The 25,731-nt window shown below is 74.2% G+C and carries 24 protein-coding genes, 1 pseudogene and 1 riboswitch; of the genes and pseudogenes, 16 read left to right on the top strand and 9 right to left on the bottom strand.

From position 1 onward, the window contains the following. The 7 genes and pseudogenes from nadD to LWC33_RS12260 all read left to right on the top strand — a co-directional run. On the top strand, positions 1-615 hold the full coding sequence (gene nadD / locus LWC33_RS12290) for a nicotinate-nucleotide adenylyltransferase (protein ID WP_233304435.1): 615 nt from the start codon (positions 1-3) through the stop codon (positions 613-615). A 76-nt stretch (positions 616-691) separates the two neighbouring features. Further along, the gene (gene rsfS, locus LWC33_RS12285) at positions 692-1,078 is read left to right on the top strand and encodes a ribosome silencing factor (RefSeq protein ID WP_233304434.1); all 387 of its coding nucleotides are present in this window, start codon (positions 692-694) and stop codon (positions 1,076-1,078) included. Further along, positions 1,075-1,701: a histidine phosphatase family protein gene (locus LWC33_RS12280; RefSeq protein ID WP_233304433.1), complete on the top strand. Its 627-nt coding sequence runs from the start codon at positions 1,075-1,077 to the stop codon at positions 1,699-1,701. The genes rsfS and LWC33_RS12280 overlap by 4 nt, the downstream gene beginning before the upstream one ends. After that, complete coding sequence (gene octT / locus LWC33_RS12275) at positions 1,688-2,641, top strand: diglucosylglycerate octanoyltransferase (RefSeq protein ID WP_233304432.1); 954 nt, start codon at positions 1,688-1,690, stop codon at positions 2,639-2,641. The genes LWC33_RS12280 and octT overlap by 14 nt, the downstream gene beginning before the upstream one ends. Positions 2,642-2,945: 304 nt before the next feature. Beyond that, entirely contained in the window at positions 2,946-3,791 is an 846-nt protein-coding gene (locus LWC33_RS12270) for a DegV family protein (RefSeq protein WP_233304538.1), read from the top strand. A 280-nt stretch (positions 3,792-4,071) separates the two neighbouring features. Then, positions 4,072-5,238 carry a ComEA family DNA-binding protein gene (locus tag LWC33_RS12265; RefSeq protein ID WP_233304431.1) on the top strand — a complete coding sequence of 389 codons (1,167 nt, stop codon included), beginning with the start codon at positions 4,072-4,074 and terminating at the stop codon, positions 5,236-5,238. Further along, positions 5,235-7,490 (top strand): annotated as a pseudogene (locus tag LWC33_RS12260) (ComEC/Rec2 family competence protein); the annotation flags it as partial. The gene LWC33_RS12265 and the pseudogene LWC33_RS12260, both read left to right, overlap by 4 nt. Before the next feature lie 228 nt (positions 7,491-7,718). On the opposite strand, the gene thrC reads toward LWC33_RS12260, so the two are convergent. Beyond that, positions 7,719-8,984 (bottom strand): threonine synthase, encoded by a 1,266-nt coding sequence (gene thrC, locus LWC33_RS12255; RefSeq protein ID WP_233304430.1) that lies wholly within the window; start codon positions 8,982-8,984, stop codon positions 7,719-7,721. A gap of 6 nt (positions 8,985-8,990) precedes the next feature. Further along, positions 8,991-9,135, bottom strand: a riboswitch (SAM riboswitch). A gap of 243 nt (positions 9,136-9,378) precedes the next feature. Between thrC and holA the strand changes: the two genes are divergently transcribed. Then, positions 9,379-10,347: a DNA polymerase III subunit delta gene (gene holA, locus LWC33_RS12250; protein WP_233304429.1), complete on the top strand. Its 969-nt coding sequence runs from the start codon at positions 9,379-9,381 to the stop codon at positions 10,345-10,347. Between the two features lie 202 nt (positions 10,348-10,549). On the opposite strand, the gene rpsT is transcribed toward holA, so the two are convergent. Further along, positions 10,550-10,816, bottom strand: a complete 267-nt coding sequence (gene rpsT, locus LWC33_RS12245; RefSeq protein WP_233304428.1) for a 30S ribosomal protein S20 — start codon at positions 10,814-10,816, stop codon at positions 10,550-10,552. A gap of 302 nt (positions 10,817-11,118) precedes the next feature. On the opposite strand from rpsT, the gene LWC33_RS12240 reads away from it, so the two are divergent. From LWC33_RS12240 to LWC33_RS12230, 3 genes are read left to right on the top strand one after another with little or no spacing between them, the layout of a single operon-like run. Further along, positions 11,119-13,002 (top strand): circularly permuted type 2 ATP-grasp protein, encoded by a 1,884-nt coding sequence (locus LWC33_RS12240; RefSeq protein WP_308190935.1) that lies wholly within the window; start codon positions 11,119-11,121, stop codon positions 13,000-13,002. Continuing rightward, positions 13,002-13,343 carry an alpha-E domain-containing protein gene (locus tag LWC33_RS12235; protein ID WP_233304427.1) on the top strand — a complete coding sequence of 114 codons (342 nt, stop codon included), beginning with the start codon at positions 13,002-13,004 and terminating at the stop codon, positions 13,341-13,343. Before LWC33_RS12240 ends, LWC33_RS12235 begins: the two co-directional genes overlap by 1 nt. 2 nt (positions 13,344-13,345) lie before the next feature. Continuing rightward, entirely contained in the window at positions 13,346-14,188 is an 843-nt protein-coding gene (locus tag LWC33_RS12230) for a transglutaminase family protein (RefSeq protein WP_233304426.1), read from the top strand. Positions 14,189-14,248: 60 nt separating this feature from the next. Here the strand turns inward: LWC33_RS12230 and LWC33_RS12225 are convergent, their stop codons facing one another. Beyond that, entirely contained in the window at positions 14,249-15,685 is a 1,437-nt protein-coding gene (locus LWC33_RS12225) for an MDR family MFS transporter (RefSeq protein WP_233304425.1), read from the bottom strand. Positions 15,686-15,842: 157 nt separating this feature from the next. On the opposite strand from LWC33_RS12225, the gene LWC33_RS12220 reads away from it, so the two are divergent. Continuing rightward, positions 15,843-16,595 (top strand): alpha/beta fold hydrolase, encoded by a 753-nt coding sequence (locus LWC33_RS12220; RefSeq protein WP_233304424.1) that lies wholly within the window; start codon positions 15,843-15,845, stop codon positions 16,593-16,595. A 67-nt stretch (positions 16,596-16,662) separates the two neighbouring features. Here LWC33_RS12220 and LWC33_RS12215 read toward each other — a convergent pair whose 3' ends face one another. Continuing rightward, positions 16,663-17,769 carry a glycosyltransferase family 9 protein gene (locus LWC33_RS12215; RefSeq protein ID WP_233304423.1) on the bottom strand — a complete coding sequence of 369 codons (1,107 nt, stop codon included), beginning with the start codon at positions 17,767-17,769 and terminating at the stop codon, positions 16,663-16,665. A 92-nt stretch (positions 17,770-17,861) separates the two neighbouring features. On the opposite strand from LWC33_RS12215, the gene LWC33_RS12210 reads away from it, so the two are divergent. Continuing rightward, positions 17,862-18,455, top strand: coding sequence for a maleylpyruvate isomerase N-terminal domain-containing protein (locus LWC33_RS12210; RefSeq protein WP_233304422.1), 594 nt, complete (start codon positions 17,862-17,864; stop codon positions 18,453-18,455). A 22-nt stretch (positions 18,456-18,477) separates the two neighbouring features. On the opposite strand, the gene LWC33_RS12205 is transcribed toward LWC33_RS12210, so the two are convergent. Next, a complete protein-coding gene (locus LWC33_RS12205) occupies positions 18,478-19,419 on the bottom strand; it encodes a hypothetical protein (protein ID WP_233304421.1) in 942 nt (313 codons plus the stop codon). A 129-nt stretch (positions 19,420-19,548) separates the two neighbouring features. Here LWC33_RS12205 and lepA point away from each other — a divergent pair, with 129 nt between their 5' ends. Continuing rightward, positions 19,549-21,390: a translation elongation factor 4 gene (lepA, locus tag LWC33_RS12200; protein ID WP_233304420.1), complete on the top strand. Its 1,842-nt coding sequence runs from the start codon at positions 19,549-19,551 to the stop codon at positions 21,388-21,390. A 101-nt stretch (positions 21,391-21,491) separates the two neighbouring features. On the opposite strand, the gene LWC33_RS12195 is transcribed toward lepA, so the two are convergent. Next, positions 21,492-21,929, bottom strand: a complete 438-nt coding sequence (locus LWC33_RS12195) for a MarR family winged helix-turn-helix transcriptional regulator (protein ID WP_233304419.1) — start codon at positions 21,927-21,929, stop codon at positions 21,492-21,494. Between the two features lie 123 nt (positions 21,930-22,052). Beyond that, the gene (locus LWC33_RS12190) at positions 22,053-23,018 is read right to left on the bottom strand and encodes a zinc-binding dehydrogenase (protein ID WP_233304418.1); all 966 of its coding nucleotides are present in this window, start codon (positions 23,016-23,018) and stop codon (positions 22,053-22,055) included. A gap of 43 nt (positions 23,019-23,061) precedes the next feature. Here LWC33_RS12190 and LWC33_RS12185 point away from each other — a divergent pair, with 43 nt between their 5' ends. After that, positions 23,062-23,244 (top strand): hypothetical protein, encoded by a 183-nt coding sequence (locus tag LWC33_RS12185; RefSeq protein ID WP_233304417.1) that lies wholly within the window; start codon positions 23,062-23,064, stop codon positions 23,242-23,244. On the opposite strand, the gene LWC33_RS12180 is transcribed toward LWC33_RS12185, so the two are convergent. After that, a complete protein-coding gene (locus LWC33_RS12180) occupies positions 23,245-24,153 on the bottom strand; it encodes a Sir2 family NAD-dependent protein deacetylase (RefSeq protein WP_372476600.1) in 909 nt (302 codons plus the stop codon). Positions 24,154-24,209: 56 nt separating this feature from the next. Between LWC33_RS12180 and LWC33_RS12175 the strand changes: the two genes are divergently transcribed. Further along, positions 24,210-24,800 (top strand): TIGR03086 family metal-binding protein, encoded by a 591-nt coding sequence (locus tag LWC33_RS12175; protein ID WP_233304415.1) that lies wholly within the window; start codon positions 24,210-24,212, stop codon positions 24,798-24,800. A 94-nt stretch (positions 24,801-24,894) separates the two neighbouring features. On the opposite strand, the gene LWC33_RS12170 is transcribed toward LWC33_RS12175, so the two are convergent. Next, positions 24,895-25,665 carry an enoyl-CoA hydratase-related protein gene (locus tag LWC33_RS12170; protein ID WP_233304414.1) on the bottom strand — a complete coding sequence of 257 codons (771 nt, stop codon included), beginning with the start codon at positions 25,663-25,665 and terminating at the stop codon, positions 24,895-24,897. Positions 25,666-25,731 lie beyond the last annotated feature (66 nt).

Below are 25,731 nucleotides of genomic sequence, written 5' to 3'. Positions count from 1 at the left end.
ATGCAGCGCAAGATCGGGGTGATGGGCGGGACGTTCGACCCCGTCCACCACGGCCACCTGGTGGCGGCGAGCGAGGTCGCCGACCGCTTCGCGCTCGACGAGGTCCTGTTCGTGCCGACCGGGCAGCCGTGGCAGAAGTCGGCGAAGGCCGTGAGCCCGGCCGAGGATCGCTACCTGATGACGGTCATCGCCACGGCGTCGAACCCGCGGTTCGCCACCAGCCGGGTCGACATCGACCGCGCCGGTCCGACGTACACGGCCGACACCCTCGCCGACATCCACGCCGCGATGCCCGACACCGAGCTGTACTTCATCACGGGCGCCGACGCCCTGTCCCAGATCCTGTCCTGGCACAAGGTCGACGAGCTCTTCACGCTGGCGCACTTCGTCGGCGTGACCCGGCCCGGCTACGAGCTGGCCGACGCGCACCTGCCGAAGGGCGCGGTCACCCTCGTCGAGGTCCCGGCGATGGCCATCTCGTCGACGGACTGCCGCGACCGGGTCGCGGCCGGCCGGCCGGTCTGGTACCTCGTGCCCGACGGGGTGGTCCAGTACATCTCCAAGCGCCGGCTCTACACCCCGGACGCGCCCGCGGGAACCGGTATCCCGGCCTGAGCCGGACCCGCCCGGCCCGGCCTGCGACACTGGTGGTGACGGGGGCCGAGGTCCGGCCGTCGCGGGAGGAGGCCGAGTGGCGGCAACGGCAGAGGCGGTGGAGATCGCCCGGGTGGCGGTGGCCGCCGCCGCGGACAAGCTGGCCCAGGACATCGTCGTGCTCGACGTGTCGGGGCAGCTCGTGATCACCGACTGCTTCGTCCTCGCCTCGGCGCCCAACGAGCGGCAGGTCCAGGCGATCGTCGACGGCGTGGAGGAGAAGCTCCGCGAGCAGGGCGTCAAGCCGACCCGGCGCGAGGGCACCCGCGAGGGCCGCTGGGTCCTGCTGGACTACACGGACGTCGTCGTGCACGTCCAGCACACCGAGGAGCGCGGCTTCTACGGGCTGGACCGGTTGTGGAAGGACTGCCCGGCGATCGACTTCCCCGAGGCGCGCACCCTCCCGGTCGAGGAGTCGGAATGACGCTGCGCCGGGTCGTCCTGCTGCGGCACGGGCAGACGGACTACAACGTCGCGGGCCGCATGCAGGGGCACATCGACTCCCAGCTCACCGAGGAGGGCCGCGAGCAGGCGCTGCGGGCCGCCCCGGTGCTCGGCGCGATGCCCTTCGACCGGGTCGTCAGCTCCGACCTGGTCCGGGCGGTCGACACGGCGAACACGATCGCCGACGTCCTGGGGCTGCCCGTCAAGCTCGACAAGCGGCTGCGCGAGACGCACCTGGGGGAGTGGCAGGGCCGCAGGGTCGACGAGGTCGAGGTCGACTTTCCCGGCCAGATCGCGGAGTGGCGCGGCGACCCCCGGTGGACACCGCCGGGCGGCGAGTCCCGGGTCGACGTCGTTCGCCGGGCCCTGCCGGTCGTCGAGGAGATCGACGCCGACCTGTCCGAGGAGTCCGGGTCGCAGTCCCTGCTGATCGTGGCGCACGGCGGGATGATCGGCGGCCTGGTGTCCGGGCTGCTGGACCTGCCCGAGAGCGTCTGGCCGATCATCGGCGGCATGGGCAACTGCAAGTGGGCGGTCGTCGCGCGCCGCGCGGACCACCCGCGGTGGCGGCTGTCCGGGTACAACATCGGTGTCACCTCCTGAGAACCCATCGGCCCCGAACCGGAGCGCCTTCGGACAAGGGGGGGTCCGCTCGTCCCCGTCAACGCTGCTGGTCCTCGGCGACTCGCTCGCGTTCCACGGCCCCGAACGGGCCGAACCCGCCGACCATCCGCGGATCTGGCCGCAGGTCGCAGCGGCCGCGCTGGGTGGTCGCGTCGAGCTCGTCGCGGGGATCGGGTGGACGACCCGCCACGCCTGGCACGCGCTGACCCACGACCCGCGCGTGTGGGCGGCGATGCCGCGGATCGACGCGCTGGTGCTCGGGGTGGGCGGGATGGACGCGCTGCCCTCGCCGCTGCCGACGGCCGTGCGGGAGCTGATCCCGGTGCTGCGGCCCGCGGTTCTGCGCGGCCGGGTCCGCGCCGGCTACCTGCGCGCCCAGCCGCTGTTGTCGCGGGCGTTCGCGGCGCTGCCCGGCGGTGGGCCCGTCGCGCTGCCCCCGCGGCTGACGGTCGCCTACCTGGAACGGTGCCGTGCGGCCGTGACGGCGCTGCGGCCCGGGATCCCCGTCGTCGCGATGCTCCCGTCGGTGCACCGGGCCGCGGTCTACGGCGGGGTCCACGCCGGGCGGGCGGCGGCCGAGCGGGCCACCCGGACCTGGGCCGACGCAAACGGCGTGCGGGTGCTCGACGCCCCCACCCTCGTCGCGGGGCACGTCCTCGGCGGACACGGCAACCCCGACGGGATGCACTGGGGCTGGGAGGCGCACCGGCGGGTGGGGGAGACGCTGGCGGAGTTGCTGCGGGGCGAGTTAGCGGCTCGGCCCGGTGTCCCCGTACTGGACGGGCTCCCTCGTGTCGGACCGTCCGTTCGGGCTGCTCAGGCGGCCTCGGGAGTGGAGGACGGCCTGTCGCTTCCCGGATCCTGCGATCACGGGCCGACGGTCGTCGAGCCCCCCGGGCCGACGGCCGTTCGCCCGTGATCGCAGCGGGAGGACGCCCCTCCGCCCGTGATCGGCGGTGCCGGTAGCGCGGTCGGGGCGTGAGCCGCCCGATGCACCCGCCGACGGCCGGTTGGAGATCGACTGGAGAGGTTCTAGGTTCGGCCCCGTGCCCGATTTCGCACTCGACCCGCGTCCCGCAGCCGTGACCGAGCGGGCCGACGTCGCGGCCTCCGTCGTGGACGCCGCGGCCGACGACACGGCCGACGCCACGGCGAGCCCCGACGACGCGACCGCGGGTGCGGCCGGTCCTGCGGGGGCGACGGTGCGGGCCGGCGCCGAGGGCGTGGCCGGGCGCGTCGCGGTGGTGACCGACTCGACCGCCGACCTCCCGGCCGCCCTGACCGGCGCCGTGCGCGTCGTGCCCCTCGAGGTGCGGCTGGGCGACCGCGTGGTGCGCGACGGCGTCGACATCGGGCCGGGAGAGCTGAGCGCGGCGATCGCCGATCGCAGGCTCGAGGTCCAGACCTCGCGTCCCACCCCGGCGGCGTTCGCCGAGACCTACCGCGAGCTGCTCGCCGCGGGGGCGTCGGCGGTCGTCTCCGTGCACCTGTCCCGCGAGCTGTCGGGCACGTGGGACGCGGCGCGCCTGGCCGCCCGGGAGGTCGACCCGAGCCGCGTCCGGGTCGTCGACTCGCGGGCGATGGGCATGGGCCTGGGGTTCGCGGTCCTCGCCGCCGACCGCGCCGCGGCCGAGGGCGCGGAGCCCGTCGACGTCGAGGCCGCCGCCTCGGCCGTGGCCGCCCGGTGCCGGGTGATCTTCTGCGTGGACGAGCTCGACCGGCTCCGTCGGGGCGGCCGGATCGGGGCCGCGGCGGCGGTGGTCGGCACCGTCCTCGCCGTCAAGCCGCTGCTGCACCTGGTCGACGGCCGCATCACCGCCCTGGAGAAGGTGCGCACCTCCGCGCGGGCGACCCAGCGGCTCGTCGAACACGCCGTCGCCGTGGCCGGCACCGAGGCCGACCTCGCGGTGCACCACCTGGGCGTTCCCGAGCGGGCGGAGGACCTCGCGGACCGCCTGGCCGAACGCCTGCCCGCCTCCCCCCGGCCCGTCGTCTCCGAGATCAGCGCGGTCATCGGCGCCCACGTCGGCAACGGCGCCCTGGGTGTCGTGGTGGTGCCGAGGGGCTGAGGCGAGGGATCGCCGTCGCCCTCTCGCCGGCTGCGGGCACGGCCGCGCAGCACGGCTGTGGGGCACGGCAGTGGAGCACGGCAGCGGCACGGCATCCCGCGGCCCGTCCGACCCCGTCCATCCTCGGCGTCGACGGACCCCGCCCCATTCTGCCCTGCACCCCCGACACGTCCCACGCTCCCGAGCCGGGACGGGCCACCCTGTCCCCACCCGGCCTCCTCCGTCCACAGCCGACGCACTCGTCCGGAAGAGGGCCGTCGGCCGCCCTACCGTCGCGGGTGTGGCACGGAGCTCCCCGAACACCCGATCCGCGGCGCGGTTGTCCGCGTTGCTCGGGACCCCCGTGGGCCGTCCCTACCCCGCAAGCGGTCGGCCCGTCGAGGACATTCCGACGCCCCGGACGCCGGCCGTCCAGGCCGCCCGGACCACGCGCCACGCCCCGCTCCCTCAGGTCCTCCGCCCGGCGATCCCCTCCGGGCGCACTCCCGCCGTCGAGGACCCACCGACCCTCCCGCTGGCCCTACCGGCGGGGTGGACCGCGGGTTCGCGTGAGGAGGAGGTCGGGCCCCGGGCCTCCGGCAACCCGCATTTCGCCGCACTGCTCGCCGAGGTCGGGCCGACCGGCGACGGTGACGGCGACCGTGTCGACGACGGCGTCGAGGACATGGCCGATGGCCCTGCCGACGATCCGGTCGGGCCGTCGGACGAGTACCCCGAGGAGGCGGAGGGCTCGAGGCGTCCCGGCAGCCGGCCGGGCCGGCTCACCCGCGTCGCCGCACGCTGGGTGCCGGCCGCGTGGCGCGGCTCGCGGCTCGACCCCGGTCGTGCGGGCGCCCTGGCGTTGGTGCTGGTCGCGGCCGTGGCGGCCGTCGTGGCGGCCGTGGGTGTCTGGAGCGCGCGGCCCCGTGCCGAACAGGTGCCACCCTTGCCGGCGGTCTCGCTGAACACCGCGGTGGAGCCGAGCGCGACGAGCGCGGCACCACCGACCTCGGCCCCCGTCGAGCTGGTCGTGAGTGTGTCGGGGAAGGTCCGCAGGCCCGGCCTCGTGCGCGTGCCCGACGGCTCCCGCGTGGCCGACGTGCTCGACGCCGCAGGGGGCGCGCTGCCCGGGACGGACCTCGCCGGCCTCAACCTCGCGCGCCGCGTGGCCGACGGGGAGCAGGTGGCCGTCGGCGTGCCGGCCGCAGCCGATGGCGGCGGTGCACCGGCCGGCCCCGCACCCGCGGGAGGAGACACCGGAGGTGCAGCGCCCGCCGGGAAGGTCGACCTCAACCGGGCGACCGTCGAGCAGCTGGACGCGCTGCCCGGCGTCGGACCGGTCACCGCCCAGCGGATCCTCGACTGGCGCACCCGCAACGGCCGCTTCGCCCGCGTCGACCAGCTGCGCGAGGTGGAGGGCATCGGCGAGCGGCGGTTCACGCAGCTCCGGGAACTGGTCACGGTATGAGGACCCGCGAGGAGCGCCGGGCGGTCGCCGAGGAACCGCGGGCCCGGCCGGACCTGCGTCTGGTTCCTGCGGCCCTCGCGGCCTGGGCGGCGGTGCTCGCCGCGGTCCTCGGCGGCCCCCTCGCCGCACTGACCGCCTGCACCGTCGCCCTCGCCACCCTGGTGGCGACCGCACGGCGGCGGACTCCGAGCTGCAGCCGGTTCGCGCTGCTCGCCGCCGCCGGCTGCGCCCTGGCAGTGGGTCTGCCCGCCGGCCTGCACGCTCTCCAGGTGCACGACCATCCGCTGCGCGCCGCCGCCGAGCGCGGAGCGGCCGCGGCGCTGCGCATCGTGCTCACGGACGATCCGCGACCCCTGCGCGGCGCGGCCTACGGCGCCGACTTCGGGGCCGACCGGGTGCTGGTCGAGGCGGAGCTGGAGAGCGCGACGGTCGGTGCGGGGGAGTGGCGCTCGGGCGGTCGCGTGCTGCTGCTGGCACCCGCCGAGGGCTGGAGCGCCCTCCTCCCGGGCCAGACGGTCACCGCCGAGGGACTGCTCCTGCCCGCCCAGCGCGCCGACCTCACCGTCGCGGTCCTGCGGGTGCGTGGCGCGCCGACGACAGTGGACCCGCCGCCCTGGTGGCAGACCGCTGCCGGAACCCTCCGCGACGGGCTGCGGCGGGCGGCCGACGTGCTGCCCGCGGACTCCGCGGGTCTGCTGCCCGGTCTCGTGGTCGGCGACACCCGGGAACAGACCGCCGAGGTGGAAGAGGACTTCCGGGCCGCCGGGCTCACGCACCTCACGGCGGTCTCCGGTGCGAACCTCGCGATCGTCGGTGGTGCGGTACTCGGTCTGCTCCGCCTGTTCCGGGCGGACCCGCGGCTCTCCGCGGTGCTGGCCGGGGCGGCGGTCGTGGGGTTCGTGGTGCTGGCCCGGCCCTCGCCCAGCGTCGTGCGGGCCGCGGTGATGGGCGGCATCGTGCTGCTGGCGCTCGCGCTCGGGCGTGGCCGGTCGGCCGTCCCGGCCGTGGCGGCGGCGGTGCTGGTGCTGCTGATGGTCGACCCGGCCCTCGCGGTCGACGTCGGTTTCGCCCTGTCCGTCCTGGCGACCGCGGCGCTCGTGCTGGTCGCGCCCGGCTGGGCGGCCGCGTTGCAGCGGCGCGGTGTGCCCCAGGGCGCCGCCGAGATGCTCGCCGTACCGGCGGCCGCCTGCCTCGCGACAGCCCCGCTCGTCGCCGGTGTCAGCGGCCAGCTGAGCCTGGTCACGGTTCTGGCGAACCTGCTGGTGGTGCCGGCGGTCGCGCCGGCGACGGTCCTCGGGGTGCTCGCCGCCGTCCTCTCACCCCTGGCGCCCGGGGCGGCGACCGCGTGCGCGTGGCTCGCCGGACCCGCCGTCGCCTGGCTCGTCCTGGTGGCGGACCGTGCTTCCGCGATCCCCGGAGCGGTGCTGCCCTGGCCCGCGGGAGTGGGTGGCGCGGTCCTGCTCGGCGGCGTGCTGCTGGTGCTGGTGCTGCTCGTGCGGTTCCGCCGCTCCCGGCTCGTCGTCCTGGCCGTCGTGATCGGCTTGGCGCTCGTGCTGGTCCCCACCCGGGTGATCCGGCCCGGCTGGCCGCCCCCGGACTGGGTCGTGGTCGCCTGCGACGTCGGCCAGGGCGACGCGCTCGTCCTCGCCACCGGCGTGCCCGGCCGGGCCGTTCTCGTCGACGCCGGCCCCGACGACGGCCCGACGGACGCCTGTCTGCGCCGCCTCGGCGTCGACACGCTGGCGCTCGTGGTGGTCACGCACCTGCACGCCGACCACATGGGTGGCCTCGCGGGCGCCCTGCGGGGCCGGTCGGTCGGCGGGGTCGCGCTGGGTTCCGCACACGAACCGGCCGGTGCGCTGCGCCGGATCGCCGGGCAGGCCGCGGAGGCCGGCACGCCGGTGCTCGAGCTGACCGCGGGCCGGCGCCTCGCGTGGCCCGGGCTCACGCTCGACGTCCTGGCTCCCGACCGCGCCCCGGGGTACGTCGACGGCGAGGACGGCACGGCCGTCAACAACACCTCGGTGGTGCTGAGGGCGACCACACCGGCCGGCCGGATCCTGCTGACCGGCGACGTGGAGCTCGACGCCCAGGCCGAGCTCCTGCACAGCGGCGCGGACCTGCGCGCGGAGGTGCTCAAGGTGCCGCACCACGGCTCCCGGTCCACCAGCCCGGACTTCCTGCGGGCCGTCGCGCCGCGCGTCGCGCTCGTCAGCGTGGGTGCGGGTAACTCGTACCGCCACCCGAACCCCGGCCTGCTGGACCTCCTGACGGCCTCGGGCGCGGTGGTGCGGCGGACGGACCAGTCGGGCGACGTCGCCTTCACCCGCGACGACGAGCTGGTCGCCCGCGGGGACCCGCTCCCGGCCCCGCTCCGCTCCCGCGCGGGCCGTCGCACCGATCGTCGCCGAGCCCCCGGAACGACGACGGGCCCGGGGGAACGCGTCCCCCGGGCCCGGTCGCGGTGCCGGCGTGCGGTCTCAGCGGCCCTCGAGCGCCTCGCGGACGGCCTTGCTCGTCGCCGGCACCGTCGCGGTCGGACGGGCGTGGGCGGACACGGCGTCGAGCGTCTTGAGGCCGTCGCCGGTGATCAGCAGGACCGTCTCGGCGTCGGGGTCGATCTTGCCGGCCTCGATCAGCTTCTTCGCGGTCGCGACGGTCACGCCGCCCGCGGTCTCGGCGAACACGCCCTCGGTGCGGGCGAGCAGGCGGATGCCCTCGACGACCTCCTCGTCGGTCACGTGGCCGACGGCACCGCCGGTGCGGCGCACGGAGTCGAGGACGTAGGGACCGTCGGCGGGGTTGCCGATCGCGAGCGAGCGGGCGATGGTGTCCGGCCGCACGGGCTGGATGACGTCGTGGCCCTGCTCGAAGGCCGAGGCGACGGGCGAGCAGCCGGTGGCCTGCGCACCGAAGATCGTGTAGGGCTTCTCGTCGACGAGGCCGAGCTTCACGAACTCGCCGAAGCCCTTGTCGACCTTGGTCAGCTGCGAGCCCGAGGCGACCGGGATGACGATCTGGTCGGGCAGCCGCCAGCCGAGCTGCTCGGCGACCTCGTAACCCAGGGTCTTGGAGCCCTCGGCGTAGTACGGGCGGACGTTGACGTTCACGAACGCCCACTCCTCGTGCTCCGCCGCGAGCTCGGTGGCGAGGCGGTTCACGTCGTCGTAGTTGCCGTCGACGGCGAGGAGGGTGCCGCCGTAGACCGCGGTGGTGGTGATCTTCGCCTGCTCGAGGGAGGAGGGGATCAGCACGACCGAGTCCCACCCGGCGCGGGCGGCCGCGGCGGCGACGGCGTTGGCCAGGTTGCCGGTGGAGGGGCAGCAGAGGACGGAGAAGCCCAGCTCACGGGCGGCGGCGAGGGCGACGGCGACGACCCGGTCCTTGAACGAGTGCGTCGGGTTCCCGGTGTCGTCCTTCACCCAGAGCTTGCGGACGCCGAGCTCGGCGGCGAGCCGGTCGGCCTGGATGAGACGGGTGAACCCGGGCTCGGTGTTGGGAAAGGACTGCACGTTCGCCGGGACCGGGAGGAGGTCCTTGTAGCGCCAGATCGACTTGGGGCCGGACTCGATGGATTCCCGGGTGACCTGCGGGAAGTCGTAGGCGATCTCGAGCGGGCCGAAACACTGCGGACAGGCGAACTCCGCGGCGAGCGCCGTCTGGTGACCGCACTCGCGACACGACAGCGCACGGGCGGACCCGAGGTCGAAGGAGGTGCTGGCAGGCGTGTCTGCAGTGAGAGTCATCAGATCTCCTCATCTGTCCCGCTGACGCGGGCCGGAATTGGCACCTGGTCCGTCGACGTGCAGACACCGAGCGGTGCACTGCGCGGATCGTCGTTCGACGCCGGTTGCCGGGGCTTCGTCGGGCCGTTCCCTCTGCCCCTCTGGATGAGCCATATGCGGTTGTGCCGGGCGGGCTTCGTGCGCGGGGCCTTCCTACGCACAGCGGGCGCGGCGTCCGGATCTCTCCGGATGACACGCACGTTACGGCACCGGCACCGCTCCCGGCCAGCCGGACCCGTCATCTGGGAGCCGTGTCACGGATCGTCGGTGCCGTACGCGACGATGGCCCGTGGACCCGGCGTGGCCGGGCCACGGTGCGCGGCACCGCGCGACGCGTCCGAGAGGAGCCCGGCCCATGCCGGCCACGAAGCCGCCCGCCCCCGTGCAGCTCGTCGTGGGCGAGGAGGAGCTGCTGGTCGAGCGGGCCGTGAGCGAGATCCTCCGTGCCGCCCGGGCGGTCGACCCCGAGGCCGACATCCGCCGGTTCCGCCCCGCCGAGCTCACGCCGGGCGAGCTGGTCGGGCACCTGAGCCCGTCGTTGTTCGCGGAGGGCCGGGTCGTGGTGATCCAGGGGGCGCACGAGGCGGGCAAGGACCTGGTGGCCGCGATCATGGCCTACGTGGCCGCGCCGGCCGACGGGATCGTGCTGGTCGCGGTGCACGCGGGTGGGGCCCGCGGCAAGCAGCTGGCCGACGACCTGCGCAAGGCCGGTGCCGCCGTCACCAAGTGCGATCGGCTGACCCGCGCCGAGGAGCGCGCCGACTTCGTCCGTGCCGAGGTGCGGCGTGCCGGCGGGTCGATCACCGCCGAGGCCGTGAGCGTGCTGCTCGAGGCGGTCGGCTCGGACCTGCGGGAGCTGGCGTCGGCCACGAACCAGCTGGTCTCCGACACCGGCGGCCAGGTCGACGGCCAGGCCGTGCGCCGGTACCACCGCGGCCGGGCCGAGTCGTCGGGCTTCGCGGTGGCGGACAAGGCGGTCGCGGGGGACCGGGCGGGTGCGCTGGAGGCGTTGCGCTGGGCGCTCGTGCTGGGGGTGGCGCCGGTCCTGGTCGCCGACGCCCTGGCCGACGCGGTGCGTACGCTCGCCAAGGTCGGCGCGGCCGGACGCGGGGACCCGAGCCGGCTGGCGGGCAGCCTCGGCATGCCGCCCTGGAAGATCCGCAAGGCGCAGGGGCAGGTGCGGGCCTGGCGTCCCGCCGGCCTCGCCACGGCGATCGCCGCGACCGCGCAGGTCAATGCGGACGTCAAGGGCGCGGCCGCCGACGCGGGCTACGCCCTGGAACGCGCGGTCCTCGCCGTCGTCGACGCCCGGGGCACCGGCTGAGCCTCGGACATCGAGGCGTTATGGACCCATGATGCGCGCAATCACTCGCCGCCGTGTGTGGAGCCATCACTCGCACGGAGCACGCGAGAACCCGGGAACCCGTCGACGGCGCTACCCCACGGGAAAGGGCAGCGCCGTCGACGGGAATGCTCGACCGGGCGGAGCCGGGAGCTTCAGCGGGCGCGCGACGGCGCCCGGAACATCACGCGCTGATCTTGGCGGCGCGCTTGGCGATGGCCGACTTGCGGTTGGCGGCCTGGTTCTTGTGGATCACGCCCTTGCTGGCGGCCTTGTCCAGGGCGCGCGCGGCGGCGCGCTGCAGCTCGACGGCCTTCTCGGTCTCGCCGGCGTCGGCCGCCTCGCGGAACTTGCGGATCGCGGTCTTGACCGACGACTTGACCGACTTGTTGCGCTGACGGGCCTTCTCGTTGGTCTTGACCCGCTTGATCTGGGACTTGATGTTCGCCACGCTGGTGTGCCTCGAGTCTTCCTGGTGCTGGTACGTATCGGGGGGCTCAGGCGACCCCGACCGGTTCTCCACCGATGCGAGCGAGCACGCCGAGCACTCGGTCGTCCATGCTACAACCCGGCGCGGACGGCCCCGCACGGGCCTGCGCTCCGCGGGCCGACGCGGCCAGGATCGCACAGGTCGGGCCCCGCCCGGCGGCCGCACGCGCCGTCCTCCGACCGGTCGGTGCCGCTCGCGTCCGTACGCCGACGGAGCACGGCTCCGTCTGGCTCCGGCCAGGGGAAACGGTCACGATGACCTCCGTGAGCCGAGCAGCGGACCGCAGACCAGCACGGGCGGGCGGAAAGCCCACGGACGACGGGGCCGCGGCCACGGACGGGCCGACCGCGTCCGGCACGAACGGGTCCGGCACCAAGGAGTCCGGCACCAAGGAGTCCGGCACCAAGGAGTCCGGCACCAAGGAGTCCGGCACCAAGGAGTCCGGCACGAAGAAGTCCGGCACGAACGGGGCCGGCCCGGCGAGCGGCTCGGCGTTGTTCGACGGCTACCTGGGGCCGGACCGCCCCAGCCCCGACGCATTCGACGAGATGTTCGACGCCGACGGCAGCGTCCGCGCGCCCTACCGGCACCTGCACGACGCGATCGCCCCCACTGCCGCCGCGGACCTGGCCGCGCGCTCGGAGGCGCTCGACCGGATGCACATGGACCAGGGCGTCACGTTCGGTCTCTCGGGGAAGGAGCGCCCGTTCCCGCTGGACATCGTGCCGCGGGTGATCAGCGCGAGCGAGTGGAGCCGGCTGCAGCGCGGGATCGTGCAGCGGGTGAGGGCCCTCGAGGCCTTCCTCGCCGACGTCTACAACGACGCCCAGATCGTCCGCGACGGGGTGCTCCCGCGTCGGCTGATCACCGGCTGCGAGCATTTCACGCGCGCGGCGCACCTGCTCAGCCCGCCCAACGGGGTGCGCATCCACGTCGCGGGCATCGACCTCGTCCGCGACCAGGAGGGCACCTTCCGGGTGCTGGAGGACAACCTCCGCAACCCCTCCGGCGTGTCCTCCGTGATGGAGAACCGCCGCACCATGGCGCGGGTCTTCCCCGACCTGTTCACCCGCCAGCGGGTCCGCGCGTTAGCGGACTACTCCACCCACCTGCTGCACGCCCTGCGCGCCGCCGCGGCGCCCAACGTCGCCGACCCGAGGGTCGTCGTGCTCACCCCGGGCGTCGTCGACCCCGCGTACTTCGAGCACTCGCTGCTCGCACGGCAGATGGGCGTCGAGCTCGTCGAGGGTCAGGACCTGTTCTGCCGCGACAACGTCCTCTACATGCGCACGACCGAGGGCGAGCAGCAGGTCGACGTCGTCTACCGCCGGATCGACGACGACTTCCTCGACCCGTTGCAGTTCACGCCGACCAGCGTGCTCGGCGTCGCGGGGATCATGAACGCCGCCCGTGCGGGCAACGTCGTGATCGCCAACGCGGTGGGCAACGGGGTGGGCGACGACAAGCTCGTCTACACCTGCGTCCCGCAGATGATCAAGTACTACCTCGACGAGAATCCGGTCATCCCGACCGTCACGACCTTCCGGTGCTGGCTGGACGAGGAGCGCGGACACGTCCTCGACGAGCTCGACGAGCTGGTGCTCAAGCCGGTCGAGGGCTCCGGCGGCTATGGCATCCTGTTCGGCCCGAACGCCACGGCGGCGGAGCTGCGGAAGGCGCGCAAGGCGATCCGGGACGACCCGCGCGGCTGGATCGCCCAGCCCGTCGTCCAGCTGTCCACCGTGCCGACCAAGGTCGACGACCGGCTGGTGCCGCGGCACGTCGACCTGCGGCTCTTCGCGGTCAACGACGGCGAGGACGTCTTCGTGCTGCCCGGCGGCCTCACCCGGGTGGCCCTGCCGAAGGGCAGCCTGGTGGTGAACTCCAGCCAGGGCGGCGGATCGAAGGACACCTGGGTGCTGGCGGCGACCCGGTCGAGCGAGGCCGAGCGGGAGCTGGGGGAGCGGGGGATCGCCCCGGCGGCCCCGGCGCGCGGGCCGGCCGCCGAGCATGGCCCCGATCTGACTCTCGGCCAGCAGCAACAGCAACAACAGCAGCAGCAACAGCGGCGACCGGGCGGCCAGGTGCAGGAGCTCGGCGGGATGCGCCAGGAGCAGGTGCTGCGTCGGACGGAGGCACGGGCCTGATGCTCGCCCGCAACACCGAGTCGCTCTACTGGATCGGCCGCTACGTCGAGCGCGCCGACGACACCACCCGGATCCTCGACGTCTCCGTCCACCAGCTGCTCGAGGACGCCACGATCGACGTCGACGCGGCCGCCCGCCGGCTGCTCGGCGTCATGGGCGTCGATCCCGGCACGGACGAGCCGCTCGACGCCTTCTCCCTCACCGAGGTGCTCGGCTACTCCACCGACACGCCCTTCTCGATCGTCTCGTCGATCTCCAGCGCCCGGGAGAACGCCCGCGGCGCGCGCGAGGTCTTCCACGCCGCCCCGTGGGTCGCGAGGACCGCGCCGGAGGTGGTCTGACGATGGGCTGGCGCATCCGCGTGGTGCACGAGACGGGCTACAAGTACAGCTCGCCGGTGTACGAGACCTACAACGAGGTGCGGCTGACCCCGCGCGGCGACTCCCACCAGAACGTGATCGTCAGCCGCGTCGAGACGGTGCCCGCGACCCGCGCCTACAGCTACGAGGACTACTGGGGCACCCAGGTCACGGCGTTCGACCTGCACGCCCCGCACACCGAGCTGCTGGTCACCGGGACCTCCGTGGTCGAGACCGGCGACGCCGTGGAGCAGGTCCGCGAGGCGACGTGGGAGGACCTGGCGTCGGAGGCCGTCCGGGACCGCTACACCGAGATGCTCGAGTTCACCGAGTACGTCGGGCGGGACGGGGAGCTGGCCGGCATCGCGAAGAACCTCACGCGGGGCAAGGAGCCCGCCGACGCCGTGCTCGCCGCCTGCGAACGGGTCCGCGACACGATGACCTACCAGGTCGGGACGACGGGCGTGCGCACCTCGGCCCCCGAGGCCTGGCAGGCGGGCAAGGGGGTGTGCCAGGACTACGCACACCTCACCCTGGTCCTGTTGCGCGAGATGGGGATTCCGGCCCGGTACGTGTCGGGCTATCTGCTGCCGCTCCAGGACGTCGAGGTCGGCGAGACGGTCTCCGGCCAGTCGCACGCCTGGATCGAGGCGCATACCGGCGGCTGGTGGGGCTTCGACCCGACCAACGGCATCCCGATCGGGTACCGGCACGTGTCGGTCGCCGTCGGCCGGGACTACGCCGACGTCTCGCCGCTCAAGGGCATCTACTCCGGCGGCTCCGCCGAGGCGCTCGACGTGTCGGTGCGCATGACCCGCCTGGCCTGAGGCGCACGAACGGCGCTCCCGCTCGTTCGGTGCGAGCGGGAGCGCCGTGCGCCGAGTGGGTCAGGCGGTCGCCGGGGCCTGCTCGACCTGCTTCTTCCCGGCGACGAGCAGGGAGACCGGCAGGGCGACGGTCGCGATCACCGCAGCGCAGAGGAACGCCGCCCGCGCGCCGGGGACGTCGGCCGCCACACCCGGCGTCGCCGCGAACACGACCATGAGCGTGACGAACAGCGCCGTGCCCGCCGCGCCCGCGACCTGCTGCAACGTCGCGAGGATCGCGCTGCCGTGCGAGTCGAGCTCACCCGGCAGGCGGCCCAGCGCGTCCGTCATGAGCGGGGTGAACATGAACGACAGCCCGATCACCAGCAGGACGTGCAGCCCGATCAGCATCCCGACCGGGGTCGAGGCCCCGATCGTCGTGAAGCCCCACAGCGCCAGCGCCAGCACCGCGGTGCCGGGGATGACGAGCGGGCGGGCGCCCATGCGGTCGTAGAGCCGGCCGACGAACGGGCCGAGCAGACCCATCACAAGGCCGCCGGGCAGCACCGCGAGCCCCGTCACGAACGCCGAGACGCCCAGCACGTCCTGCAGGTAGAGCGGCAGCAGGATCAGCACGCCGAACAGCGCCATCATGCCGAGCACCACCAGGACCAGCGACACCACGAACGGCCGGAACGCCAGCGGGCGCAGGTCGAGCAGGGCGCGCCCGTCCCGCTGCAGCCGGAGCTGCCGGACCACGAACAGGGCCAGCGCGACGAGCCCGACCAGGACGGGCGCCCACGGCGGCAGCAGCGCCTCGCCGCGCGCGGACTCGCCGATGCTGGACAGCCCGAACACCAGCCCGCCGAAGGCCAGCGCCGACAGCACGACGGACGGCCAGTCCAGCGGGATCTTCCGCGTCTCGCTGTCGAGCCGAAGCCAGGTGGCGCCGGCGGCCAGCGCGAGCAGCGCGATCGGGAGGATGACGATGAACATCCAGCGCCAGCCCAGCGTGGAGAGGATCACGCCGGAGATCGTCGGGCCGACAGCGGGCGCCACCGCGATGACGACCGTGATCGTGCCCATCGTCGCGCCGCGGCGCTCGGCCGGGACGAGCCGGATCACCGTCGTCATCAGCAGCGGCAGCATGACGGCGGTGCCCAGCGCCTGCACGACGCGCCCGGTCATGAGCAGGCCGAAGCCGGGCGAGACCGCCGAGATCAGCGTGCCGAGGCTGAACAGCGTCATCGAGGTCAGGTAGACGGTGCGCGGGGTGAGCCGTTGCAGCAGGAAGCCCGTGATCGGGATGACCACCGACATCGTGAGCAGGAAGCCCGAGGTCAGCCACTGGGCCGTGCCGACGCCGATGTCGAGGTCGGTGACCAGGACGGGCAGCGCGACGCTCATGATCGTCTCGTTGAGGATCATGACGAAGGCGGAGCCGACCAGCAGCCAGACGACCGTCGACGCCGACCGGGGCACCTCGACGGGGCTGGGGGGTGCGTCGGGCGCGGTCATGCGAGGTTCTCCGATCGGGGGACGGCGTACGCGGATCTCACGTACGGAATGACGCTATCCGGACGCAAAGCTCATCGGCCACGCGGTTTCGCGGTCCGCGGACACCCGCTCCGGTCGACGACGGGGAACTGTCGGTGACGCCTCGTAGGGTGCCCCCATGACCGTCGTCCTGGTGCACGGCAATCCCGAGACGCCCGCGGTGTGGGACCTGCTCGTCCCGCACCTGACCCGCGGACCCGTGGTGCGGCTCGCCCCGCCCGGTTTCGGGGCGCCCGTCCCGGAGGGGTTCGGCGCGACCGTGATCGAGTACCGGGACTGGCTGGTCGGCGAGCTGGAGCCGCTCGCGGCGGCGGAGGGCCCCGTCGACCTCGTGGGGCACGACTGGGGCGGCGGGCACGTGCTGAACGTGGCGATGGTCCGGCCGGACCTGCTGCGCAGCTGGGTCGTGGACGTCGTCGGCATCCTCGACCCGGACTACGTGTGGCACGAGCTGGCCCAGGTCTGGCAGCGGGAGGGTGCCGGCGAGGAGGCGGTCGCGGCGATGCTGGCGGCGGGGCCCGAGGCCCGCGTCGAGCGGCTGGTCCGGTTCGGCATGGACGCCCGCGTGGCCGAGCGCATCGGGGCGGCGTTCGACCAGGCGATGGCCGACTCGATCCTGCGGTTGTACCGCTCGGCCGCGCAGCCGGTCCTGGCGGAGCTGGGCGCGGACCTGGAGAAGGCGGCCGCGCGCCCCGGGCTCGCGCTGATGCCGACCGAGGACCACATGGTCGGCACGGAGGAGCAGCGGCACCGCGCGGCCGCCCGGGCCGGGGCCCGCGTCGAGGTGCTGGCGGGACTCGGGCACTGGTGGATGACGCAGGACCCGGAGCGCGGTGCGGCCGTGCTCGACCGCTTCTGGGCGGAGGTGTGACCACCGGACCAGGTAGGGCAGGAACCCGCGTGACCGGAGGACGGCCCACCCGCTGACGACGACGGGATCAGGGGAGCAGGGCCAGCGCGGCGTCGAGCACCTCCGGGACCTCGACGCCCGCGAGCACTGTGGCCTCGTGCCCGCAGCTGCGGCCGAGGTACGGGTCGCCGCAGACCGCGCAGCGGCTCTCCCGGTCGACCACCACCCGGTGCCGGGCGCGGAACAGCGGGCTGACGTCGATCAGGTTGGCCCGGGTGAACACACCGACGGTGGGGGTGCCGACCGCCTCGGCGATGTGCCGTGGCCCGGAGTCGTTGCCGACCAGCAGGTCCGCCCGCTCGAGCACGCCCACCAGCCCGTTGAGGTCCAGCGTGCCCACGAGGTCGAGGACAGGGGTGTCGCCCAGGCCGGCACGGACCTGCTCGCCGAGCTCGAGGTCGCCCTTGCCGCCGATGACCGCGACGCAGGCGCGGCGGCGCTCCGCGAGCGCCCGTCCGACCTGCCCGAGGCGCTCGGGTGGCCACTGCCGGCTGACGTCGGTGGCGCCGGGATGCAGCACGACGAGGGGCCCGGACAGGGCGGGCGGGGCGGACAGGGCGGACAGGGCGGATCGGGCCGATAGGGCGGCGTCGGCGGCGGCCCGGTCCGCCCCGGTCACGGTGAGCTCGGGCCGCAGCGTGACCGGGCGCGCCCCGACGAGGTCGACGACCTCGAGCCAGCGCAGGACGTCGTGCTGGAAGGACGTCCACGGGATCGTCCGGGTCAGCGCGGGCGCGTCGTCCGCCCGGCTGCCGGCGGTCACACGCGCGCCGAAGCGCAGCAGTAGGGGGTTGGCGTTGGCGCCGCCGCCGTGCAGCTGCACGGCGAGATCGAACCCTCGCTCGCGCATCGCGGCGCAGAACTCCTCGACGACCTCGGGCGGGTCGTCGGGCGGCCCGCCGACCTCGCCGCGCACCCCCGACACCCGCGGGGCCTCGAGCACCTCGTCGACCGGGAACGGACGCCCGCGCAGCAGCTCGGCCACCGGCGCCGAGGTCGCGAGCGTGATCGAGGCGTCGGGGTAGGCGGCCCGCAGGGCCGCGAGGGCGGGCTGGGCCACGAGGGCGTCGCCGAGGCCGTTGGCGCGGAGCACGGCGATCCGCCGCACCCCGGGGAGCACACCATGATCGGGCACGGGGGAGGGGTGCCCGCTCGCCCGCCCCGCACACACCTCACCCGGGTGGCGCGGGGTGACGAGGGAGCGCCGTCGCTCCTACGGTGAGCGACGTGCGCAGCGACGACGTGCGTTCCGCGGCCGCCGCCTGCACCGGCCTGCTCGGCGGCGCGGTCGGGCGGGACTGGTCGGTGCGGGCGGGCACGCTGGACATGACGGTGTCCGAGGTCGTCGCGCACGTCGCGCAGGTGCTCCTCTTCTACGCCGCGGACCTCGCGGGCGGCCCGGCCGAGGTCGACGCGCTGGAGGTACAGGTGCGCGCCGACCGGCCCCCGGCCACGCTGGTGGCGGCCGTGCGCGCCGGGGTGTTCGTCCTGGCGGCCACGATCGACGCCTGCGCCGACGACGTCCGCGGCTTCCACCCGGAGGGGGCTGCCGATCCCTCGGGGTTCGCGGCGATGGCGTGCGACGAGCTGCTGGTGCACACCGACGACGCCGCCCGCGGCCTCGGGCTGGCCTTCGAGCCCGACGCGCACCTCGCCCTCCACGTCCTCCGCCGGCTGTTCCCGTGGGCGCCGCACGACGAACGGTCCTGGCCCACGCTGCGCTGGGCCAACGGCCGCGCGCCGCTGGGCGCGCGCCCGCCGCTGGAGAGCTGGCGCTGGCACTGCGCCCCGCTCGACGAGTGGGACGGCACGGGTCCCTGAGCAGCAGGCCCTGAGCGAGCGGTCAGGGAGTGAGCGCCGACTCCGCCGCCCGGTCCACCCGGCGGTGGTAGCGCTCGCCCGCCTTGCCGCCGACCACGGCGCCGATCAGCGCGACGACCGCCGCGATCAGCAGCGCGATCACGCCGGTGAGGGTCAGCGACTCCCCGGACACCGCCACGCCGGGCACGCGGAGCGCGGTGAACAGGCTGTCGGTGGTGCCCGTGACGGCGGTCGCGATCGACACCGCGGCCGTGACGACCAGGCCCATGGCCCAGACCGCGACGCCGTTGCGGGCGCCGTCGAACCGGGCGAGCCGGCCGGCGACGTACCCGCCCGCGTAGTAGGCCAGCAGCATCACGACGACCGCGACGATCCCGCCGGCGACGCCGAGCATCCGCGGGTCCTGCCCGGGGCCGCCGCTCATGTCCGGCGACACCCCGGCCAGCCGCACGACGAGCGCGGCGAGCGCACCGAGCAGCACCGTGAGGCCCACGGCGACGAGCCAGCCGAAGAACGCGGACCCGATCTTGAGGCCGCCGAACCGCTCGTGCTGGTACTCGTGGGCGGCGGTCAACGCGCCGCGGCTGGTGTAGTGCTGGGCCAGGTCGTGGTCGGGCTCCCGGCGGCTGGGGGCGCTGCGCAGGGTGCGGCGGTCGATCGGCACGGTGACCCCGCGGTCGTCGGGCACCGCCCCGGCGAGCGGGATGGTGTGCGCGCCGCCGAGCCGCGGCTGCACGACGCCCCAGGGGGTGCCGTCCGGTCCGTCGACGACGTCCGTGAGCTTGCCGACGGTGTTCCCGGACCGCCCGCGCACCGTGTGCCCGACCCATTCCCGTGGCCCGGCGACCTGCTGGGGCCGGGAGATCTCCCGGGTGGCGGGGTCGGCGGACGGGTCCGGTCCGGGGCCCGTCGGGGCGGGGGCGCCGGAGGCGGACCCGGACGAGGACGGGGTACCGGTGCTCACGGAATCCATGGCCGCGGATACCCGACGGTGGTCCGTCTCACACGTGCCTCACAGGGGGCGCGGGCCTGCGCGGCCCGATCGGGCGACGTGGGACGATGGGTGTGACCCCGTACCGGAATGGATGTCTGAGTGACGACGTACGCCGACCGCACGTTCACCCCGCCGGAGCGCATCCGGAACTTCTGCATCATCGCCCACATCGACCACGGCAAGTCGACGCTGGCCGACCGGATGCTGCAGATCACGGGCGTGGTCGACGAGCGCGCCATGCGCGCGCAGTACCTCGACCGCATGGACATCGAGCGCGAGCGCGGCATCACGATCAAGGCGCAGAACGTCCGGCTGCCGTGGACGGTCGACGGCACCGACCACGTCCTGCACCTGATCGACACGCCCGGCCACGTCGACTTCACCTACGAGGTCTCGCGGGCACTGGAGGCGTGCGAGGGCGCGATCCTGCTGGTCGACGCCGCGCAGGGGATCGAGGCGCAGACCCTGGCGAACCTCTACCTGGCGCTCGACAAGGACCTCACGATCATCCCGGTCCTCAACAAGATCGACCTGCCGGCGGCGGACCCGGACCGCTACGCCGCGGAGATCGCGCACATCATCGGCTGCGACCCGGGCGACGTGCTGCGGGTCAGCGCCAAGACCGGCCTGGGCGTCGAGGCGCTGCTCGACGAGGTCGTGAAACAGGTGCCCGCGCCGGAGGGCGACGCGGACGCCCCGGCCCGCGCGATGATCTTCGACTCGGTCTACGACACCTACCGCGGCGTCGTCACCTACATCCGGGTCGTCGACGGCAGGATCGTCCCGCGCGAGCGGATCAAGATGATGTCGACCGGCGCCACCCACGAGCTGCTCGAGGTCGGCATCGTGTCGCCGGAGCCGAAGCCGAGCCAGGGCCTCGGCGTCGGCGAGGTGGGCTACCTCATCACCGGCGTGAAGGACGTCCGCCAGTCGAAGGTCGGCGACACCGTCACCAGCCAGCGGCACGGCGCCACCGAACCGCTCACCGGCTACCGCGAGCCGCGCCCGATGGTCTACTCCGGGCTCTACCCGGTGGACGGCTCCCAGTACCCGGACCTGCGCGAGGCCCTCGACAAGCTCCAGCTCAACGACGCCGCGCTCACCTACGAGCCGGAGACCTCGGCCGCGCTGGGCTTCGGGTTCCGCTGCGGGTTCCTCGGCCTGCTGCACCTGGAGATCACCCGGGACCGGCTCGAGCGCGAGTACGACCTCGACCTCATCTCCACCGCACCGAACGTCGTCTACCGCGTGCTGAAGGACGACGGCACGGAGATGACCGTGACGAACCCGTCGGACTGGCCGACGGGCAAGGTCGCCGAGATCCACGAGCCGATCGTCAAGGTCACGATCCTGGCGCCGTCGGAGTTCATCGGCGCGATCATGGAGCTCTGCCAGAGCCGCCGCGGCCAGCTCGGCGGGATGGACTACCTGTCCGAGACGCGCGTCGAGCTGCGGTACACCATGCCGCTCGCCGAGATCATCTTCGACTTCTTCGACGCGCTGAAGTCCCGGACCCGTGGCTACGCGTCGCTGGACTACGAGGAGGCCGGCGAGCAGCAGTCGGACCTGGTGAAGGTCGACATCCTGCTGCAGGGCGAGCCGGTCGACGCCTTCTCGGCGATCGTGCACAAGGACGCGGCGTACGCGTACGGCACGACCATGGCCGCGAAGCTGCGCGAGCTGATCCCGCGCCAGCAGTTCGAGGTGCCGATCCAGGCCGCAGTCGGGTCGCGGATCATCGCGCGCGAGACCATCCGCGCGATCCGCAAGGACGTGCTCGCCAAGTGCTACGGCGGCGACATCAGCCGGAAGCGCAAGCTGCTGGAGAAGCAGAAGGAGGGCAAGAAGCGCATGAAGACCATCGGTCGGGTCGACGTGCCGCAGGAGGCCTTCGTCGCGGCGCTGTCCACCGATTCGAGCGCGGACAAGGCCAAGAAGTAGGCCTCGGGACTTTCGGACCGAGGGCCCGGGGAACCCGGCGTCGCTGTTGAGCCGGGGTACGGGCGGAGGGAGCCGGGGAGCTCGAGGTCGCTGGGGGAGCTCTACTCGGGGTCGGGGTTCGCCAGGTCGTCGAGGAGACGGGCGAGCTGCACGCGTTCCGGGGTCCGCGCGGCGCCGAGGGCGGTGCCGACGCGGCGCTCGATGCTCCCGCACACACGCTCCACGACCTCGCGGCCGCCCGCGGCGAGATGCACCAGCACCCGCCTTCGGTCCACCGGGTCGTTCTGGCGGTAGGCGTGCCCGTCGGCGACCAGACGGTCGACGACGCGCGTCGCGGTGGGGGCCGGGAGAGCGGTGTGCGCGGCGATCTCACCCATGCTGCGGCCTCCGCCGCCGCGGGCGAGCATCAGCAGGACCCGCCAGCCGTCGCGGCTGACGCCCTGCGCCGAGGTGGCCGGGGTGAGCGACGCCGCGACGGCGCGCTCCACCCGGTCGAGGAGCTCGACGAGGCCGGGGACGCGCGGCGCCGGGACGGTCATGGTTCGACCGTGCACCGGCGCCGGGGGACTAAGTGGCTCAGGCACGATGACCGACTGTACTTGCTGTGCGGCCCGATCGCCGCAGTTCGCGAGGAGAAGACCGCGACAGCAACGTTACCGGTGTCAGTGCGTGAACACGATCTTGCCCGCTGTATCCCCGTCCAGCATCGCGCGGAAGCCCTCCTCGGCCCGCTCGAGGGGCAGCTCGAGGCCGATCTCCGGGGCGATGCCGGCGTTGGCGACGAAGCTCAGCAGGTCCGCCAGCTCCTGCCGCGTGCCCATCGTGGAGCCCTCCACACGGAGCTGGAGGAAGAACAGTCGCTGCAGGTCGGCGCCGGGGTTCGGCCCGCTCGTCGAGCCGCAGCAGATGATCGCGCCGCCGGGGCGCAGGGCACGCATGGAGTGCTTCCAGGTGGCCTCGCCGACCGACTCGAACACGGCGTCGACCTTGCCGGGGAGCTTCGCACCGGACTCGAAGACGGCGTGCGCGCCGAGCTTCTCGGCGAGGTTGCGCTTCTCCTCGGTGCGTCCGGTCACCCAGACCGTCATCCCGGCCGCGCGGCCGAGCTGGACCAGTGCGGTGGAGACGCCGCCCGACGCGCCCTGCACGAGCATCGTCTGCCCGGGGTGCAGTCCGGACTTGGTGAACAGCATGCGGTAGGCGGTCAGCCACGCGGTGCCCATCACGGCCGCCTGGCTCGCGGTGATGCCCTCGGGCTTCGGGATGGCGTTGCGCTTCGGGACCACGATGTGGTCGGCCATCGCGCCCTGGTACTTCTCGGTGAGGAGCGTGCGCTTCGGGTCGAGCGTCTCGTCGCCGCTCCAGGCCGGGTCGCCGATGATCGAGTGCAGGACGACCTCGGTGCCGTCCTCGAGGGTGCCGGCGCCGTCGCAGCCCAGGATCATCGGGAACTGCTCGGGCTTGATGCCGACGCCCCGGAGCGTCCAGAGGTCGTGCATGTTGAGGCTGGCGGCGGTGACCCGGACCTTGACCCAGCCCTCGGGGACCTCGGGGTCGGGACGCTCGCCGACGGTCAGCGAGTCGAGCGGAGCGTCGGCGTTGGGCTCAGCGGCGTAGACGGCGAACATGCCCAGAACCTAACCCGACCGACCCGGCGCTACCGTGTGGACCGTGGCGAGGGCGATCGCGGACTGGTGGGACGCGCTGGAGCTGTGGCTGACGCAGCTCGCGTTCCCGGTGCAGGTCGGGCTGGCGATCGTGGTGGTGCTGCCGCTCTGCTGGGTCGTCGCGGGGCTGCTGGACCGGGCCGCGGGTGTGGTCACCGCCGCGCTCGCGCGGCGGAACCGACCCTGATCAGGGGGCCAGGTCCCGCCACTGCGGGATCGGGGTGTCCACGGTGCCCACCCCGGAACCCCCGCACACCCCGGCCAACGCCGAGAGCACCTCGGAGCACCCCGCGTCGACGCGCAGGGCCGCGAGCGGGTCGCCGCGGGTCTCGCCCCGGTTCACGATGACCACCGGCACGTCGTGCTTGGCGGCGTGCTTCACGAACCGCAGCCCGGACATGACGGTCAGCGAGGAGCCGGCGACCAGGAGCGCGCCGCCCACGGGCTGCAGCGCGTCGACCATCGCGTAGGCGCGGGTCACCCGGTCCTTCGGCACGTTCTCGCCGAAGAACACGACGTCGGGCTTGAGCGGGCCGCCGCACGCGGCGCAGCCGACCAGCCGGAAGCCCTCGGTCCGCTCCAGCACGACGTCGCCGTCGGGCGCGGTCTCGATCTCCGGGCCGACGGCGGCGGCGAACCCGGGGTTGGCCTCCTCGAAGCGATCCTGGAGCACGGCGCGGGAGCTGATCACGCGGCAGGACAGGCAGACGACGTCGGCGATCCGGCCGTGCAGGTCGATCACCTCGCGCTGACCGGCCTCGGTGTGCAGCCCGTCGACGTTCTGCGTGATCACGCCACGCAGGACGCCGCGGCGCTCGAGGTCGGCGAGGGCGAGGTGTCCCGGGTTCGGCACGGCCCGGCACATCCGGGCCCAGCCGACGTGGCTGCGGGCCCAGTAGCGGCGTTGCGCGACGGGGCCGGAGACGAACTCGCCGTAGGTCATCGGGCGGCGCGGGGGCGAGTCGGGGCCGCGGTAGTCCGGGATGCCGGAGTCCGTGGAGAGCCCGGCCCCGGTCAACGCGACGAGCGGGCGCCCCGCCAGCAGGTCGAGCGCCTCGTCGAGGGCGGAGGACAGGGCGTGGGGCACGATCTCCAGGGTACGTGGCGCAAATGTGCAATGCGCGGCGTTCGGGGCCGACGAGGCTGGGGGACATGAGCGAACAGACGCTGTTCACCGACGCCGTCGACCTCGCGGTCGCGACGATCCGCGGCGCCGCGCCCGAGCGGTACGCCGACCCGACTCCGTGCGCCGACTACACCGTCGCCGACCTCGTCAACCACCTCGCGTTCGGCTTCCTGCTGGCGCACCACGCCGCCACCCGCGAGGCCTGGCCGGAGGCGTGGGGCGCGAACGACCGGGCGCCGTTCCTGCGGGACGTGCCGGAGCCGGAATGGGCCGCCGCCGCGGAGAAGGAGGGCCTCGCGGCCGCCGCGGCGTGGGCGGAGCCGCGGGTGTGGGAGGGCGAGTCGCACCTCGGCGGCGGACCCATGCCCGCGGCCGTGATCGGGGCGATGATGACCGGCGAGTTCGTGGTGCACGCCTGGGACCTCGCCGTGGCGACCGGGCAGCCGTTCAGCGCGTCGCCGGCGCTGGGCGACGCCGCGCTGGAGGCGATGGCGGGCATGGCGTCGATGGGCCGCGAGGCCGGGTGGATCGGCCCCGAGGTGCCCGTCGACGCCGGCGCGCCCGCGTTCGAGCGGGCGCTCGGCGTGAGCGGGCGGGACCCCGCCTGGCGGCCCTGAGCCGCGGTGATGTCCTGAGCCGCAGTGATGTCGAGCCGTAGGGATGTCGAGCCGTAGGGATGTCGAGCCGTAGGGATGCCCCGGGTCGGGGTGGTCAGCCCGGGGTGACCCAGCTGGGCTTGCGCTTCTCGCCGAAGGCGCGGATGCCCTCCTGGCCCTCCTCGCCGGCGAAGTAGTCCGCGGACAGGGCGTTCATCTCCGCGAAGTCGTCGGACAGGGAGCTCGGGCGCTCGCGGCGCAGCAGGTCCTTGACGCCCGCGAGTGCCCCGGGCGCGCCGAGCCGGAGCATGTCGACGTACCGGGCGACCTCGGTGTCGACCTCGTCAGCGGGGACCGCGCGGTTGAGCAGACCGATCGAGGCGGCGTGGGCGGCGTCGAAGGTCTCGCCGGTGAGGAAGAGCTCGTGGGCGGCGCGGGGCAGCAGGCGGGGGAGCACGGTCACGGAGATGACCGCGGGCACCACGCCGAGGCGCACCTCGGTGAACGCGAACGTGGCGGTGTCGGCGGCGACGGCGATGTCGCAGGCGGCGACCAGGCCGACGCCGCCGGCCCGGGCGGGGCCGGTGAGCCGGGCGACGACGGGCTTGGGCGAGGTCCAGATCGTCTCGAGGATGCGCGGGACCTCGGTGACCCCCTGCTGCCCGGCGCTCTGCCCCTTCGACTCCTTCAGGTCCATCCCGGCGCAGAACACCGTGCCGGTGTGGGTCAGCACGATCACCCGCGCCGCGTCGTCGGCGAGCGCGGCGTCGAGGTGCCCGATCAGCTCGCGCCGCAGTTGCGCCGACAGCGCGTTGCGGTTGCCGGGGGAGTCGAGGGTGATCGTCGCGACGCCGTCGGCGGTGTCGCGGTGCACGAGTTCGGTCACGGCCCGGACCCTACCGAGCGTCCGCCTGCTGTCGTAGCGGTTCGCCGCGCGGCCTCGAGCACGACC

Origin of the sequence: Pseudonocardia terrae, from assembly GCF_021343995.1 — a bacterium.
Lineage (GTDB): Bacteria > Actinomycetota > Actinomycetes > Mycobacteriales > Pseudonocardiaceae > Pseudonocardia > Pseudonocardia terrae.
This window is presented reverse-complemented; position numbering and strand designations above follow the sequence as displayed.